13 protein-coding genes, 1 pseudogene and 1 riboswitch are annotated in these 15,673 nt (G+C 61.9%); of the genes and pseudogenes, 7 read left to right on the top strand and 7 right to left on the bottom strand.

Annotated features, from left to right (window positions below; genetic code table 11):
• The first annotated feature begins 11 nt into the window (after positions 1 to 11).
• The 4 genes from murA to hisC all read left to right on the top strand — a co-directional run bounded on the left by murA (position 12) and on the right by hisC (position 4,556).
• The gene (gene murA, locus GN234_RS13595; protein WP_041020860.1) at positions 12 to 1,277 is read left to right on the top strand and encodes a UDP-N-acetylglucosamine 1-carboxyvinyltransferase; all 1,266 of its coding nucleotides are present in this window, start codon (positions 12 to 14) and stop codon (positions 1,275 to 1,277) included.
• A 128-nt stretch (positions 1,278 to 1,405) separates the two neighbouring features.
• On the top strand, positions 1,406 to 2,041 hold the full coding sequence (hisG, locus tag GN234_RS13590; protein WP_047228656.1) for an ATP phosphoribosyltransferase: 636 nt from the start codon (positions 1,406 to 1,408) through the stop codon (positions 2,039 to 2,041).
• 123 nt (positions 2,042 to 2,164) lie between these two features.
• Positions 2,165 to 3,502 carry a histidinol dehydrogenase gene (gene hisD, locus GN234_RS13585; RefSeq protein WP_109753557.1) on the top strand — a complete coding sequence of 446 codons (1,338 nt, stop codon included), beginning with the start codon at positions 2,165 to 2,167 and terminating at the stop codon, positions 3,500 to 3,502.
• A 1-nt stretch (position 3,503) separates the two neighbouring features.
• A complete protein-coding gene (gene hisC, locus GN234_RS13580) occupies positions 3,504 to 4,556 on the top strand; it encodes a histidinol-phosphate transaminase (RefSeq protein WP_116831481.1) in 1,053 nt (350 codons plus the stop codon).
• A gap of 601 nt (positions 4,557 to 5,157) precedes the next feature.
• Here the strand turns inward: hisC and GN234_RS30325 are convergent.
• Both GN234_RS30325 and GN234_RS30320 read right to left on the bottom strand, forming a co-directional pair.
• Positions 5,158 to 5,862: a methyl-accepting chemotaxis protein gene (locus GN234_RS30325; RefSeq protein WP_411828789.1), complete on the bottom strand. Its 705-nt coding sequence runs from the start codon at positions 5,860 to 5,862 to the stop codon at positions 5,158 to 5,160.
• A gap of 201 nt (positions 5,863 to 6,063) precedes the next feature.
• Positions 6,064 to 6,120, bottom strand: a pseudogene (locus tag GN234_RS30320) (hypothetical protein); the annotation flags it as partial.
• Positions 6,121 to 7,514: 1,394 nt separating this feature from the next.
• Here GN234_RS30320 and GN234_RS13570 point away from each other — a divergent pair.
• Positions 7,515 to 8,330 carry a M48 family metallopeptidase gene (locus GN234_RS13570; protein WP_109753560.1) on the top strand — a complete coding sequence of 272 codons (816 nt, stop codon included), beginning with the start codon at positions 7,515 to 7,517 and terminating at the stop codon, positions 8,328 to 8,330.
• 126 nt (positions 8,331 to 8,456) lie between these two features.
• Here GN234_RS13570 and GN234_RS13565 read toward each other — a convergent pair whose 3' ends face one another.
• The 3 genes from GN234_RS13565 to GN234_RS13555 all read right to left on the bottom strand — a co-directional run bounded on the left by GN234_RS13565 (position 8,457) and on the right by GN234_RS13555 (position 11,300).
• Positions 8,457 to 9,041, bottom strand: coding sequence for a TMEM165/GDT1 family protein (locus GN234_RS13565; protein ID WP_109753561.1), 585 nt, complete (start codon positions 9,039 to 9,041; stop codon positions 8,457 to 8,459).
• 88 nt (positions 9,042 to 9,129) lie between these two features.
• Positions 9,130 to 9,252, bottom strand: a riboswitch (yybP-ykoY riboswitch).
• A gap of 50 nt (positions 9,253 to 9,302) precedes the next feature.
• Positions 9,303 to 10,301, bottom strand: a complete 999-nt coding sequence (locus GN234_RS13560; protein ID WP_176688614.1) for a class I SAM-dependent methyltransferase — start codon at positions 10,299 to 10,301, stop codon at positions 9,303 to 9,305.
• 33 nt (positions 10,302 to 10,334) lie between these two features.
• On the bottom strand, positions 10,335 to 11,300 hold the full coding sequence (locus tag GN234_RS13555; protein ID WP_176688613.1) for a 2-hydroxyacid dehydrogenase: 966 nt from the start codon (positions 11,298 to 11,300) through the stop codon (positions 10,335 to 10,337).
• Positions 11,301 to 11,505: 205 nt separating this feature from the next.
• Between GN234_RS13555 and GN234_RS13550 the strand changes: the two genes are divergently transcribed.
• Positions 11,506 to 12,135: a LysE family translocator gene (locus GN234_RS13550; RefSeq protein ID WP_060739142.1), complete on the top strand. Its 630-nt coding sequence runs from the start codon at positions 11,506 to 11,508 to the stop codon at positions 12,133 to 12,135.
• Between the two features lie 45 nt (positions 12,136 to 12,180).
• On the opposite strand, the gene GN234_RS13545 is transcribed toward GN234_RS13550, so the two are convergent.
• Together GN234_RS13545 and GN234_RS13540 are read right to left on the bottom strand one after the other, a co-directional pair.
• Entirely contained in the window at positions 12,181 to 12,798 is a 618-nt protein-coding gene (locus GN234_RS13545; RefSeq protein WP_109753564.1) for a CatB-related O-acetyltransferase, read from the bottom strand.
• On the bottom strand, positions 12,795 to 13,709 hold the full coding sequence (locus tag GN234_RS13540) for a glycosyltransferase family 2 protein (protein ID WP_109753565.1): 915 nt from the start codon (positions 13,707 to 13,709) through the stop codon (positions 12,795 to 12,797). Before GN234_RS13540 ends, GN234_RS13545 begins: the two co-directional genes overlap by 4 nt.
• A gap of 270 nt (positions 13,710 to 13,979) precedes the next feature.
• Here GN234_RS13540 and GN234_RS13535 point away from each other — a divergent pair, with 270 nt between their 5' ends.
• Entirely contained in the window at positions 13,980 to 15,662 is a 1,683-nt protein-coding gene (locus GN234_RS13535; RefSeq protein ID WP_176688612.1) for a fatty acid--CoA ligase, read from the top strand.
• The last annotated feature ends 11 nt before the right edge of the window (positions 15,663 to 15,673 follow it).

Genomic DNA, 15,673 nt, shown 5'->3' with positions numbered 1-15,673 from the left:
TCGAGATTCTTATGGATAAACTGATTATTACCGGCGGCGTTCGTCTTGATGGCGAAATCCGTATTTCCGGGGCAAAGAACTCCGCCCTGCCGATCCTGGCCGCAACCTTGCTGTGCGATGGCCCGGTAACCGTGGCCAACCTGCCGCACCTGCACGACATCACCACGATGATCGAGCTGTTCGGCCGCATGGGCATCGAGCCGGTGATCGACGAGAAGCTCAGCGTCGAGATCGACCCGCGTACCATCAAGACCCTGGTCGCTCCGTACGAGCTGGTGAAAACCATGCGTGCGTCGATCCTGGTATTGGGCCCGATGGTCGCCCGTTTCGGTGAAGCCGAAGTCGCCTTGCCTGGCGGTTGCGCCATTGGCTCGCGTCCGGTGGACCTGCACATTCGCGGCCTGGAAGCCATGGGCGCGGTGATCGACGTCGAAGGCGGCTACATCAAGGCCAAGGCGCCGGAAGGCGGCTTGCGCGGCGCGCACTTCTTCTTCGATACCGTCAGCGTGACCGGTACCGAGAACATCATGATGGCCGCCGCACTGGCCAAGGGCCGCAGCGTACTGCAAAACGCCGCCCGCGAGCCTGAAGTGGTCGACCTGGCGAACTTCCTGATCGCCATGGGCGCCAAGATCAGCGGTGCCGGCACCGACACCATCACCATTGATGGCGTCGAGCGCCTGCATTCGGCCACCTACAAAGTGATGCCCGACCGGATCGAAACCGGTACCTACCTGGTAGCCGCCGCCGTCACCGGTGGCCGCGTCAAGGTCAAGGACACCGATCCGACCATCCTCGAAGCCGTCCTGGAAAAACTCAAGGAAGCCGGTGCCGAAGTCACCTGCGGTGAAGACTGGATCGAAGTGAACATGCACGGCAAGCGGCCAAAAGCCGTCAACGTGCGGACCGCTCCGTACCCGGCGTTCCCGACCGACATGCAGGCGCAGTTCATCTCCCTCAACGCCATTGCCGAAGGCACGGGCGCAGTGATCGAGACGATCTTCGAAAACCGCTTCATGCACGTCTACGAACTGCATCGCATGGGTGCCAAGATCCAGGTCGAAGGCAACACTGCCATCGTTACCGGTACCGAGAAGCTCAAGGGCGCGCCCGTCATGGCCACCGACCTTCGGGCCTCGGCCAGCCTGGTCATCTCGGCCCTGATTGCCGAAGGCGATACCCTGATCGACCGCATCTACCACATCGACCGTGGTTACGAGTGCATCGAAGAAAAACTGCAGATGCTCGGCGCCAAGATCCGCCGCGTACCGGGCTAGTCCCGGCTGCATGGGCACAAGGATGTGCCTGTTGAATAGTTTCAAATCGAGGGTGTTTGCACCCTCGATGTGTGTCCGGCGCCGCTTGCGACCGGGCATGAGTACCTTGATAAGGACTGACGTTTCCCATGTTGACCATCGCACTGTCCAAGGGCCGCATCCTTGACGACACCCTGCCGCTTCTGGCTGAAGCGGGCATCGTGCCGACCGAGAATCCGGACAAGAGCCGCAAGCTGATCATCCCCACGACCCAGGCCGATGTGCGCTTGCTGATCGTGCGTGCCACCGATGTGCCGACCTACGTGGAACATGGCGCCGCCGACCTGGGCGTTGCCGGCAAGGACGTGTTGATGGAATACGGCGGCCAGGGCCTGTACGAGCCCCTGGATCTGCGGATCGCCCGTTGCAAGCTGATGACCGCCGGTAAAGTCGGCGCGCCGGAGCCCAAGGGGCGTTTGCGCGTGGCGACCAAGTTCGTCAACATTGCCAAGCGTTACTACGCCGAGCAGGGCCGCCAGGTCGACATCATCAAATTGTACGGTTCGATGGAGCTGGCGCCGCTGATCGGCCTGGCGGACAAGATCATCGACGTGGTCGACACCGGTAACACCCTGCGGGCCAACGGTCTGGAACCCCAGGATTTCATCGCTGACATCACCTCCCGGCTGATCGTCAACAAGGCTTCGATGAAAATGCAGCATGCCCGTATCCAGGCTCTGATCGATACCCTGCGCAAGGCAGTGGAATCGCGACACCGCGGCTGATTCACCTGCGCGACCTTGAGTCGCGCCCGTCTATCCGTGTCATAGCCAATTTTCTCAGGTGCCCACGCGAATGGACTGGTAGCTTAGGGCGCCTGAGCATTTGCCATTAATGAGGCCCTCGCTATGACCGCTCCCACTTCGATTCGCCGACTCAACGCTGCCGACCCGGATTTCGCACATCATCTGGATCATCTGCTGAGCTGGGAAAGTGTGTCTGACGACTCGGTCAATCAGCGGGTGCTGGACATCATCAAGGCCGTGCGCGAGCGTGGCGATGCCGCTTTGGTGGAATTCACCCAGAAATTCGATGGCCTGCAAGTGGCGTCCATGGCCGACCTGATCCTGCCGCGCGAGCGTCTGGAACTGGCCCTGACCCGGATCACCGTGCCCCAGCGCGAAGCCCTGGAAAAAGCCGCATCGCGGGTGCGCGACTACCACGAGAGGCAGAAACAGGACTCCTGGAGCTACACCGAAGCCGACGGCACGGTGCTGGGCCAGAAGGTCACGCCGCTGGACCGCGCCGGCCTGTACGTGCCGGGTGGCAAGGCGTCCTACCCGTCCTCGGTGCTGATGAACGCTATTCCGGCCAAGGTCGCCGGGGTGACCGAAGTGGTCATGGTGGTCCCGACTCCGCGCGGTGAAATCAACGAACTGGTGCTGGCCGCTGCCTGCATCGCTGGCGTGGACCGGGTGTTCACCATCGGCGGCGCCCAGGCCGTTGCTGCGCTGGCCTATGGCACCGAAAGCGTGCCACGGGTCGACAAGGTGGTCGGGCCGGGCAATATCTATGTCGCCACCGCCAAGCGTCACGTGTTTGGCCAGGTCGGCATCGACATGATCGCCGGGCCTTCGGAGATCCTGGTGGTGTGCGACGGCCAGACCGACCCGGACTGGATCGCCATGGACCTGTTTTCCCAGGCCGAGCACGATGAAGACGCCCAGGCGATCCTGGTCAGCCCGGACGCCGAGTTCCTCGACAAGGTGGCCGCCAGCATCGATAAACTGCTGCCGACCATGGACCGCGCCGAGATCATCAACACGTCGATCAATGGCCGTGGTGCGCTGATCAAGGTCGATGACATGGCGCAGGCCATCGAGGTCGCCAACCGCATCGCGCCGGAACACCTGGAACTGTCGGTCGCCGACCCGCAGGCCTGGTTGCCGCAGATCCGCCACGCCGGTGCGATCTTCATGGGCCGCCACACCAGCGAAGCCCTGGGCGACTACTGCGCAGGTCCCAACCACGTATTGCCGACGTCCGGCACTGCGCGTTTCTCGTCGCCGCTGGGGGTGTATGACTTCCAGAAGCGTTCGTCGATCATCTTCTGCTCCGAGCAGGGCGCGTCCGAACTGGGCAAGACCGCTTCGGTGCTGGCCCGTGGCGAATCGCTGAGCGCCCACGCCCGCAGCGCCGAGTACCGCATTCTTGATGAGAACACCATTGACGGGCAGGGGAACTGAAATGAGTAAATTCTGGAGCCCGTTCGTCAAGAACCTGGTGCCTTACGTACCGGGTGAACAGCCGAAGCTGACTCGCCTGGTCAAGCTCAACACCAACGAGAACCCCTACGGCCCATCGCCCAAGGCCTTGGCGGCGATGCAGACCGAGCTGAACGACAACCTGCGCCTGTATCCGGATCCCAACAGCGACCTGCTGAAAAACGCCGTGGCCCGGTATTACGGGGTGCAGAGCAACCAGGTGTTCCTGGGCAACGGCTCGGATGAAGTGCTGGCGCACATCTTTCACGGCCTGTTACAGCACGACCAGCCGCTGTTGTTCCCTGACATCAGCTACAGCTTCTATCCGGTGTATTGCGGGCTGTACGGCATCAAGTTCGATGCCGTGCCGCTGGATGAACAATTCCAGATCGACCCGGCAGACTACGCCAAACCGAACGGCGGGATCATCTTCCCCAACCCGAACGCGCCGACCGGTTGTCTGCTGGCGCTGGAAGCGGTCGAGCGGATCCTCAAGGCCAGCCCGGATTCGGTGGTGGTGGTCGACGAGGCCTATATCGACTTCGGCGGCGAAACGGCCATCAGCCTGGTGGACCGTTACCCGAACCTGCTGGTGACCCAGACCCTGTCCAAGTCCCGCTCGCTGGCGGGGCTGCGAGTGGGCCTGGCGGTGGGGCATCCGGACCTGATCGAAGCGCTGGAGCGGATCAAGAACAGCTTCAACTCCTACCCGCTGGATCGCCTGGCGAATGTCGGCGGCGCGGCGGCGTTTGATGATCGTGAGTATTTCGAGCGGACCTGCCAGTTGGTCATCGAGCACCGTGAATGGGTCGTGGCGCAACTGCAAGCCAAGGGTTTTGAAGTGTTGCCCTCGGCGGCCAACTTCATCTTCGCCCGCCACCCTGGGCACGATGCGGCAGGGTTGGCGGCGAAACTGCGGGAGCAGGGCGTGATCGTGCGGCACTTCAAGCAGGAGCGGATTGCCCAGTTCCTGCGGATCAGCATCGGCACACCGGAGCAGAACCAGGCCCTGATCGAAGCCCTCGGCGAACTCTAAAGCCCTGCATTGAACCTGTGGGAGTCTGTGGGAGCAAAGCTTGCTCGCGATAGTGTGTCAGTCACCTCAATGTTGGCTGACCTGACGCTATCGCGAGCAGGCTTTGCTCCCACAGTTTTTTGAGGTGTTAGCAAGGTCGGAATTCCACCGCAAATCCTCTGTGGGAGCGGGCTTGCTCGCGAAGGCGTAGTGTCAGTCACTTCAATGTCGGCTGACCTGACGCCATCGCGAGCGGGCTCGCTCCCACAGTTGTTTTGGGGTGTTCGCAAGATCGGCATTCCACCGCAAATCCCCCTGTGGGAGCGGGCTTGCTCGCGAAGGCGGTGTGTCAGTCACCTCAATGTCGGCTGACCTGACGCCATCGCGAGCAGGCTCGCTCCCACAGTTGTTTTGGGGTGTTCGCAAGGTCGACATTCCACCGCAAATCCCCTGTGGGAGCGGGCTTGCTCGCGAAGGCGGTGTGTCAGTCACCTCAATGTCGGCTGACCTGACGCTATCGCGAGCAAGCTTTGCTCCCACAGTTTTTTGGGGGGGTAGCAAGGTTGGAATTCCACCGCAAATCCCCTGTGGGAGCGAGCCTGCTCGCGATGAGGCCTTTGGATCAGACCCTGAACTGATTGATCAACCGCCGCTGCTGCTCTGCCAGTTTGGTCAGCCCGGCGCTGGCCGCGCTGGACTCGTCGGCACCGCTGGCCACCTCGTTCGCCACTTGCCCGATGTTGATCACGTTGCGGTTGATATCATCGGCGACGGCGCTTTGTTCTTCGGCGGCGCTGGCGATCTGGGTGTTCATGTCGTTGATCACCGACACGGCCTGGGTGATCGTTTCCAGGGCCTGGGCCGCTTTCGCCGCATGCTGCACGCTTTCATCGGTACGGTGCTGGCTGTCTTCCATCACTCGCACCACGTCCCGGGTGCCTTGTTGCAACTGTTGGATCATCGCCTGGATTTCTTCGGTCGCCTGCTGCGTCTTCTGTGCCAGGTTGCGCACTTCATCGGCGACCACCGCGAAGCCACGGCCCTGTTCACCGGCCCGGGCGGCTTCGATGGCGGCGTTGAGGGCCAGCAGGTTGGTCTGCTCGGCGATCCCACGGATGGCGGTGAGGATCGCGTTGATGTTCTCGCTGTCCTTGGCCAGGGTCTGCACCACACCCACTGCCTTACCGATTTCCACGGCCAGGGCACCGATGGAAGTGGAGGTGTCCCGCACGATCTGCATGCCCTGGCTGGCGGCCTGGTCTGCATGACTGGCGGCCTGGGCGGCTTGGGTCGCGTTGCGGGCCACGTCCTGGGCGGTAGCGGTCATTTCGTGCACGGCAGTGGCGACCTGATCGATCTCAGACATCTGTTTATGCACGCCCTGGTTGGTGCGGATCGCGATATCGGCCGTGTGCTCCGATGAGTCGCTGACGCTCTGCACCGAAGTCACCACCTGGGTGATCATGCCCTGCAATTTGCTCAGGAACGTGTTGAAGCCCCTGGCGATCGCTCCCAGTTCATCGGCGCGGTCGCTGACCAGGCGCCGGGTCAGGTCGCCTTCGCCCTGGGCGATGTCATCGAGCATCGCCACCATTTGCTTGAGTGGCCGGGCAATGCCGTGGCCCACCAGCCAGATCACCAGCAGACCGATGCCGGCAATCACCAGGCCCACCATCGCCATGCCGAAGATATCGGCCTGGCGCTGATGGTCGAGGTCTTTTTGCAGGGCTTGCAGGTCGGCCATGACGGCATTCAGCGGCAGTTGCAGCATCAACGTCCAGCGGGCGTTGGTCTCGCCGATGCCGAACGGCATGTACACCTCGATATGCCCGTGTTCTTCGTCGATGTCATAGCGCACCTCGCCAATGCCAAGCTTGGCGAGGTTATCCAGTTCACTGGCATCCAGCAGGTCGCTGGCCTTTTCCCCGAGTTTGCTCGGGTCCTTGGTGAAGGCCACCAGCCGGTTGTTGCTCGAGAGCAAGGCCATTTCCCCGGCGCCGTCGTACAGCTTGCCGTCGGCGGCCACGAGCATGTCCTGGATGAAGTTCACCGACAGGTCGGCACCGACGATGCCCTGGAACTTGCCATCGATCATGATCGGTTCGATGAACGAGGCGAGCATGGTCATCGTGTTGCCAACGCGATAGGGCGCCGGGTCGATCACGCAGGCTTTCTTGCTGTCCTGGGAGCACAGGTAGTACTCACTGGCGCGGATGCCGGTGGAGAGCAGTTTCTGGTCGGTCACGTCGGCGAGTTTTTCCAGGCCCAGGGAGCCGTCCTGGTTACGAAACCACCACGGCAGGAAACGCCCGTTGGTTTCCATGCCCAACACCTGACTGTTCACATAATTGGCGTCATCGTGGTCGATGGCATTCGGCTCCCAGGCGATGTAGGCGCCGAGGATCTTCGGGTTACGTACCACGGTTTCGCGCAACAGGCTGATCATTTGCTCGCGGGGCACCTTCAATTGCGGGTTGCCGTCCGCGCCGTTCATGCCCATCAAGGCGTTGCTGGTGGCCAGGCCACGGGCGAGCAACAGCGGCGCTTCCAGTTCCCGCTGGATCAGGCTGGCCTGGGTGCGCGCCAAGGCACTGAGGCGTTGTTCGATGAGTTGTTCGAACTGCGCCGTGGTTCGCTGTTGCACCATCTCTTGGGTGCGGGCGCCGGCAAACAGTGCGTACAGCACAAGGGCGCCGACCACGCTGAGCACGATGGCACCGGCCAGGGCGGCCACGGAAAACTGGATCGATCTGAATTTCATAAAGGCTCCGGACGCGGAAATGACGTCTGGAGCCTTTATCGGCGTTCCTGCGGCGCGGCATGAGGCGCTGTTCGTCGGTTGACTGTTTTAGCTGCGTGGGTGTCGCAAATGAACTGGGTAGGCCCTGTCCGAAAAATCTGTAATCGCTCGTTGTGTATCTGGCGCCGATACAAATCAAGGCCTAGGATACGCCCACGTTTCCAGGGAGCTTCTTTTACATGAACAAGACATTGATGGTGAGTGCTCTGAGCGCGGCTCTGCTGCTCGCCGGTTGCCAGTCGGTCAATACCACCAGCGGCGGAGCCGTGGGCGTGGAGCGCAAGCAGTATATGTTCAGCATGCTGTCGACCGAGCAGGTCAACCAGATGTACGCCCAGTCCTACCAAAAGACGATGGGTGAGGCGAGCGCCCAGGGCGCGCTGGACAAGACCAGCAACGATGCCAAGCGCATCCAGGTCATTGCCGACCGCTTGATTGCCCAGGCACCGGTGTTCCGCCCGGATTCGGCGCAGTGGAATTGGGAAGTGAACCTGATCAAGAGCGATGAACTCAACGCCAATTGCGGCCCTGGCGGCAAGATCATGTTCTACACCGGCCTGATCGACCAGTTGAAGCTGACCGACGCTGAGATTGCCGCGATCATGGGCCACGAAATCGCCCACGCCCTGCGCGAGCACGGGCGCGAAGCGATGTCCAAGGCCTATGGCATCGAGATGGCCAAGCAGGGCGCTGGCGCCTTGTTCGGCCTGGGCCAGGACAGCCTGGCGTTGGCCGACACCGTCGCCAACTACGGCATGACCTTGCCCAACAGCCGTGGCAACGAGAACGAAGCCGACCTGATCGGCCTCGAACTGGCTGCCCGCGCCGGCTACGACCCGAACGCCGCGATCACCTTGTGGAACAAGATGGCCAAGGCCTCGGAAGGCGCGCCGCCGGAGTTCATGAGTACCCACCCTTCGTCGAGCAGCCGTATCGCTTCGTTGCAGGCGGCGATTCCGAAGGTGATGCCGCTGTATCAGCAGGCCAAGAAGTAAGCATTGTTGTGGGAGCAAAGCTTGCTCGCGACAGGGGTGACGCAGACGTCAATCAGACCGCGTCATCGTTTATCGCGAGCAAGCTATGCTCCCACAGTTATCCTCAGCCCAAGGTGTGACACAGGGTCAAACCCACCCACTACTCTGCATCGCCTTGTACACCGCCACGATCGCCAGGACGAAGAATGCCGAGGCGGCCAGGCGGCGGATCAAGGTAAGGGGTAGTTTCTCGGCGGCGAAGTTGCCGGCCAGGACCACCGGCACGTTGGCGATCAACATGCCCACCGTGGTACCGATGATCACCAGCCACAACTCCGGGTATTGCGCAGCGAGCATCACCGTGGCGATCTGCGTCTTGTCGCCGATTTCCGCCAGGAAGAACGCAATCAGCGTGGTCAGGAACGGTCCGAACTTACGGGCCGTGTTCGTTTCTTCATCGTCCAGCTTGTCGGGGACCAGGGTCCACAGTGCCGTGGCCGTGAAGCTTGCTGCCAGTATCCAGTGCAAGACCGCGTCGGAGAAAAAACCGCTGACCCAGGCGCCGACCGCGCCGGCTGCCGCATGGTTGGCGAGTGTCGCGGCAACGATGCCGGCGATGATTGGCCAGGGTTTGCGAAAGCGAGCCGCCAGGATGAGCGCGAGCAATTGCGTCTTGTCGCCGATTTCGGCCAACGCAACGATAGCGGTAGGTACGAGGAGTGAGTCCAGCATCAGGAGTTCCTAAAGGGGCGGGTCGACACGGCTATGACACGTACAGCCTTCCCGCCCCGGGTAAGGTGTGCGTGTCATAGGTCTTGTCAAACCCAGCGACCATCTGCGTGGACGCTTGGGCCGCATACGCCATGGTCTGCTGACCAAGTATGTTGACGTATGCCGGGCGAGCATGGCGCTCGCGGGAGACTACTCCCCTAGGACGGAGCGGATTCTGCCTAGGCAAATCCGATTGGGCAAGTGCTGTTTCTTAAAAATGCTTCAGCCGCGCTTGGCCCGGTAGATGCGAAAGCCTTGGCCTTCGGCCTTGATCGCACACACGCCCAGATGCTCCTCGATCAGGGGTTGGTACTTGAGGAAACTGTTCGCCACCAACCGAAGTTCGCCGCCATTTTTCAGATGTTTGGCTGCTTTTCGTAGCAGGTTTTCCGTGGCGTGGTAATCGGTGTGCACGCCGACATGGAACGGTGGATTGCTCAGGATCGCGCTCAAGCCCATGGGAGCGGCGTCGATGCCGTCACCGGTCAGCACCTCGGCTTCCAGGCCATTGGCGGCCAGGGTCAGGCGACTGCTGGCGGCGGCGAACGCGTCCACGTCCAATAGAGTGACGGTGTTGTGTGGATAGCGACGCTTGACCGCCGCCCCCAGCACCCCGGCACCGCAACCGAAGTCGAGCAAATGCCCGCTGGGCAGTTTATCCAGGTGCTCCAACAGCAGCGCACTGCCGCGATCCAGGCGACCGTGGCTGAACACCCCCGGCAGGCTGATGACCTTCAACGGGCCTTCGGCCAGGGGCAGCTCGTAGGTCTGGGCCAGGCTTTCCAGAGGCTTGGCCTCGGGCGCGTTGGCGACCGTGACTTGCCACAGTTGGCAGTGCCGGGCGCTGTCGAGCTTGCGTGGCTTGCCGAACGGGTTGAGCTGCTTGGACGCACCTTCGATGCCGCTGCGTTTTTCCCCCACCAGGTACACCTCGCGCCCGGCCAGGCGCGCGGCCACGGCATTGAGGATGTAGTCGGTGAGGTCCTTGGCCTTGGGCAGGAACACCACGGCGGTGTCGAACCCCTGCTCGGGGACGTTCACACCAAAGTGGCTGCGCTCGGGAAAGCGCGCGTCCAGCGCCGCCTGATCGCCAGCATGCCAGCACCAGCCATGGGCCTCGGGCAAGCGGCCGAGCAGGTCGTCGGCGGGCAGGCCGGCCAACAACACCGAGCCCTGGAATAACTCGGCCTGACGAAGCAGTACTTCACTGCGCGGATCCATGGTCTGCTCCTTGAAAAAAAGTGCGGCAGTTTATCAACTGACGACACGCCGTGCTGTACCGCTGAAAAAGCCTTGGGCGTTTTCGCTCATTTGACCGACGATCCGTTGCCGCGCCTCGCGACTGCCCCAGGCGTTGTGCGGTGTGACGATCAACCGAGGAATATCGCTGGCCAGCAGCGGGTTGCCTTGGACCGGCGGCTCCACGCTGAGCACGTCGGTGGCGGCGCCGCCCAAGTGACCGCTGCGCAGCGCCTCGGCCAAGGCCTGTTCGTCGATCAGGCCACCGCGGGCGGTATTGACCACGAACGCACCGGGCTTGAGCAGCGCCAGTTCGCGGGCGCCGATGAAGTTCCGGGTGTGTTCGTTGAGCGGGCAGTGCAGGGTCAGGGCATCGATTTGCGGCAGCAGTTGCTCCAGCGGCAAGCGGTCGGGTCGGGCCGGGCGCCCGGGGATCTGCCCCAGCAGCACGCGCATGCCAAAGGCTTCGGCCAGCCGCCCGACGGCGCTGCCCAGTTCGCCATGGCCCAGCAGACCCAGGGTCTTGCCTTCCAGTTCGACAATCGGATAGTCCAGCAGGCAGAACTGCGAAGCCTGCTGCCAGCGACCTTCGCCCACCGCTTTTTGATAATCGGCCAGGCGCGTCGCCAGGTTCAGCAACAGCATGATCGTATGTTGGGCCACCGACGGTGTGCCGTAGCCCTGGCAATTGCACACCGTGATGCCGTGGCGGCGGGCGGCTTCCAAGTCGACGTTATTGGTGCCAGTGGCACTGATCAGGATCAGCTTCAGTTCGGGGCTGGCCGCCATGGCCTGGGCATCGATCACGATCTTGTTGGTGATCGCCACGGTGGCGCCCTTGAGCCGCTCGATGACCTGGTCCGGGGTGGTCCGGGCGAACAGTTGCAGGTCGCTGAAGCAACTGCGCAGCGGGCCCAGGTCCAGGTCGCCGAGGTCCAGGGAAGGGTGGTCGAGGAAAACGGCGCGGGCGGTGTTCGTCATCAGTTGTACCTTTTATGTCAAGAACCGAAGGCGTAATGTGGCGAGCCTATCAGATGTCTGTGGGAGCAAAGCTTGCTCGCGACACCGGCGATGGGGTTTGCCAGGAATCGAGTCGCCTGTATCGCGAGCAAGCTTTGCTCCCACACACTTTCACTCGCCGCACAGTTGATGTTTATTTTGAGATTGAGCTAGCCAAGGAGCCACCATGTACCTCACCGAATTCCTCACCGTCGCCCTGATCCATCTGCTGGCCGTCGCCAGCCCCGGGCCGGATTTTGCCGTGGTGGTACGTGAAAGCGTGACCCATGGCCGGCGCGCCGGCACCTGGACGGCGCTGGGCGTCGGCACGGCGATTTTCCTGCATGTGGGCTATTCGTTGCTGGGCATCGGCCTGATCGTGTCGCAATCGATCGTGCTGTTCAACGCGCTGAAGTGGGCCGCCGCCGCGTACCTGCTGTACATCGGCTTCAAGGCACTGCGGGCGCAACCGGCCAAGCCGGCCGAGGAAAACCTGCACAAGGAAGTCGGTGAACGGACCGCCCGTGGCGCGTTCATTTCGGGCTTCGTCACCAATGGCCTGAATCCCAAGGCGACGCTGTTTTTCCTGTCGCTGTTCACTGTGGTGATCAACCCCCATACGCCATTGGCGATCCAGGCCGGTTACGGTGTGTACCTGGCGGTCGCCACGGCCGTCTGGTTCTGCCTGGTGGCGCTGCTGTTCAGCCAGCAACGGGTGCGCGCTGGTTTCGCGCGCATGGGCCACTGGTTCGACCGGACCATGGGCGCGGTGCTCGTCGCCATTGGAGTGAAGCTGGCGTTTACCGAGGCGCACTGACCGTTTCGGTCTTTCCTTTGATCGCACCACGCAAATGTGGGGCGATCAATGCCGTTGGCGGACGTAATCCAGGAAGGCGTCGATGTTGTCATTGCACAGCAGTGGCGACACCGCCTTGACCTCTTCCATCGGCCATTCCCACCAGGCCGACTCAAGTAGGGCCTGACGCACCGGCTCCTCGAAACGCCAGCGAATGAACCGGCACGGATTGCCACCCACCATGGCGTAAGGCTCGACATCGCGTATCACCACCGCGCCGGCCGCGACCACGGCGCCATGGCCGATGGTCACGCCCGACAGGATCATCGCTTCAGCGCAGATCCAGCAGTCGCTGCCAATCACCACGTCGCCTTTGGTCGAGTAGCTACCAGGAATATCCCGGGCTTCGTCGATCATCCGCGGGAATGGAAACGTGCTGACCCAGTCGGTGCGATGCCCACCACCCAACAGTATCTTCACCCCTTCGGCGATCGACGTATAAGAGCCGACCTTGAGGACCGTGTCGTCGCCGAACTCCATCACCTCGGGAATGCCATACGTACCCACCCCAACCTGGTATTTCGGATAGCGCAGGCGGATTTTTTCCGGCGCTCGTTCGAGTTTTTCCAGGCGCTTGAGGTGCTTTCGTACTTTGCGCTCCTTGAATTTCTGCAAGAACTTCATGATTTGGTCCTTGTCATCGGCAATCGCAAGACCAGCCGCCTGAGGCGCTTGAAGCTGGTTTTGTTCCAGTGGCGCCAGGGGATGCTGCGCAACAGTTGCCAGGCTTCTTTGCGGTCTTCGACCACGGCGTACTTCAGTGCTTTGTGCACCAGTACCGTGCGGGCCGACTCGTAGCCTGGGTGGTCCCGATAGGGCTCGATGGCCTGCAGGTCTGTCTTGAGCATCAAGCGGTATTTTCTCGACAGGTTATTGGGGTGGCGCCGATAGCGCGTGACGCAGATCGGTAGTTCATGGATTTCATAACCCTGGTGGGCGATCCGCAGGGTGATCTGGAAATCCTGGACCCTTAGCTGCGGATCATAAAAACCGGCGTCCCGCAGGGCACTCATACGGTACAGGGCCGTGGGCGCGCCGATGACGGCGGCGTTGCGCAGCAGGTCATCGAAGGTATGTACCTGGAGGTGATCGTGCTGTTGCTCCTTGATGGTCCGGCCTTCGCTGTCCATGTAGACGATCAGCGCGCCGACGCAGCCCACCTGCGGATGTTCGTCCAGGTAGTGGGCGCGGACCCGGATCGAATGGGGCAACATCACGTCGTCAAGGTCCGGGGTCGCTACGTACGTGCCCTTGGCATACTTCAGCCCGTGGTTGAGCGCCGCGCTCACGCCCTGGTTCTCCTGGGCGTAGAGCTGGAAATCGTAGGTTTGCTGCAACTGCCGGAGCATGGCGAGGCTGTCGTCGGTGGAGCCGTCGTCGACCACGATGACCTCAATGTTCGGGTAATCCTGGGCAAAGAGGCTGTGGATCGCTTCTTCCAGGTATTTTCCGGCGTTGTAGCAGGGGGCCACGATCGACACAAGCGGCGCGCCCTGAGGCACGGTGGCCTGGGAAGAGGTCGGTTCGGTGTTCATTATTTTCTGTCAAAAAGTGGTGGCATGCTGGGCACCTGCCAGGGCATTTCCCCCACAGGCTTTTGTAACAAGCGTGACACCTATGCTCGCTGTTGGATCCCGTTCTGACAAGGTTTGGTTACGCAATGCTTGCGAAACCCGGGGGGAAGATGGCTCAAGGCTAGTATTTGCGCGCGGATCAAATCATTCCTTTGGCTGATTTGATCCGTGTATAAGCGCTCTAGAGTGCTTGCTTCCAGCCAAGACCGTGCAGTCAGAAAAGGGACTCTTATGTTGCAGACTCGCGTTATTCCTCCAGCCGAAGGCGCCTATCAATACCCGCTGCTGATCAAGCGGCTGCTGATGTCCGGCACGCGTTACGAGAAAACCCGCGAGATCATCTACCGCGACCAGTTGCGCTACAGCTACCCGACGCTGATCGAACGGGTCGCGCGCCTGGCCAACGTGTTGACCGAGGCGGGGGTCAAGGCCGGTGATACCGTGGCGGTGATGGACTGGGACAGCCATCGCTACCTGGAGTGCATGTTCGCGATCCCGATGATCGGCGCGGTGATCCACACCATCAATGTGCGCCTGTCACCGGAGCAGATCGTCTACACCATGAACCACGCCGAGGACCGCTTCGTGCTGGTCAACAGCGAGTTCGTCGGCTTGTACCAGGCGATTGCCGGGCACCTGACCACGGTGGACAAGACCCTGCTGCTGACCGACCTGCCGGAAAAAACCGCTGACCTGCCGAACCTGGTGGGTGAATACGAGCAACTGCTGGCCGCCGCCGCCCCCACCTACGACTTCCAGGATTTCGACGAAAACTCCGTCGCCACCACGTTCTACACCACCGGCACCACGGGCAACCCCAAGGGCGTGTATTTCACCCATCGGCAACTGGTGCTGCACACCATGGGCGTGGCGACCATCATGGGCTCCATCGACAGTGTGCGGCTGCTGGGCACCAACGACGTGTACATGCCCATTACGCCGATGTTCCATGTCCATGCCTGGGGTCTGCCGTACGTGGCGACCATGCTCGGGCTCAAGCAGGTTTACCCGGGTCGCTACGACCCCGAATTCCTGGTCCAGCTGTGGCGCAAGGAAAAGGTCACCTTTTCCCATTGCGTGCCGACCATCCTGCAGATGGTCCTCAATGCCAAGGGCGCCCAGGACACCGATTTCGGCGGTTGGAAAATCGTCATTGGTGGCAGCGCGCTGAACCGCAGCCTGTACGAAGCGGCCAAGGCCCGGGGCATCCAGCTCACCGCCGCCTATGGCATGTCGGAAACCGGCCCGCTGGTGTCCTGCGCCCACCTCAACGACGAGTTGATGGCCGGCAGCGAGGACGAACGCACCACCTACCGGATCAAGGCCGGCGTGCCGGGGCCATTGGTGGAAGCGGCGATCGTCGACACCGAGGGCCGCTTCCTGCCGGCCGACGGCGAGACCCAGGGCGAACTGGTGCTGCGCGCGCCGTGGCTCACCGAGGGTTACTTCAACGAGCCGCAGAAGGGCGCCGAGCTCTGGGCCGGCGGCTGGCTGCACACCGGTGACGTCGCCACCCTGGACAACATGGGCTTCATCGACATCCGTGACCGCATCAAGGACGTGATCAAGACCGGTGGCGAATGGATCTCCTCCCTGGACCTGGAGGACCTCATCAGCCGTCACGTGGCGGTACGCGAAGTAGCAGTGGTCGGCATCCCCGATCCGCAGTGGGGCGAGCGGCCGTTTGCCTTGCTGGTGATTCGCGAAGGGCATGAGATCGGGGCTCGTGAGCTCAAGGAACACCTCAAGCCGTTCGTCGAGCTGGGGCACCTGAGCAAGTGGGCGATCCCGAGCCAGATCGCCCTTGTTACTGAAATTCCCAAGACCAGCGTCGGCAAGCTCGACAAGAAGCGCATCCGCGTCGACATCACCGAATGGCAGAGCAACAACAGCACCTTCCTGTCCACGCTTTAGGCCTTTTTGCC

Source organism: Pseudomonas bijieensis (assembly GCF_013347965.1).
Classification (GTDB): domain Bacteria; phylum Pseudomonadota; class Gammaproteobacteria; order Pseudomonadales; family Pseudomonadaceae; genus Aquipseudomonas; species Aquipseudomonas bijieensis.
The sequence above is the reverse complement of the archived record's forward strand: the minus strand, read 5'-3'. Positions and strand labels throughout refer to the sequence as shown.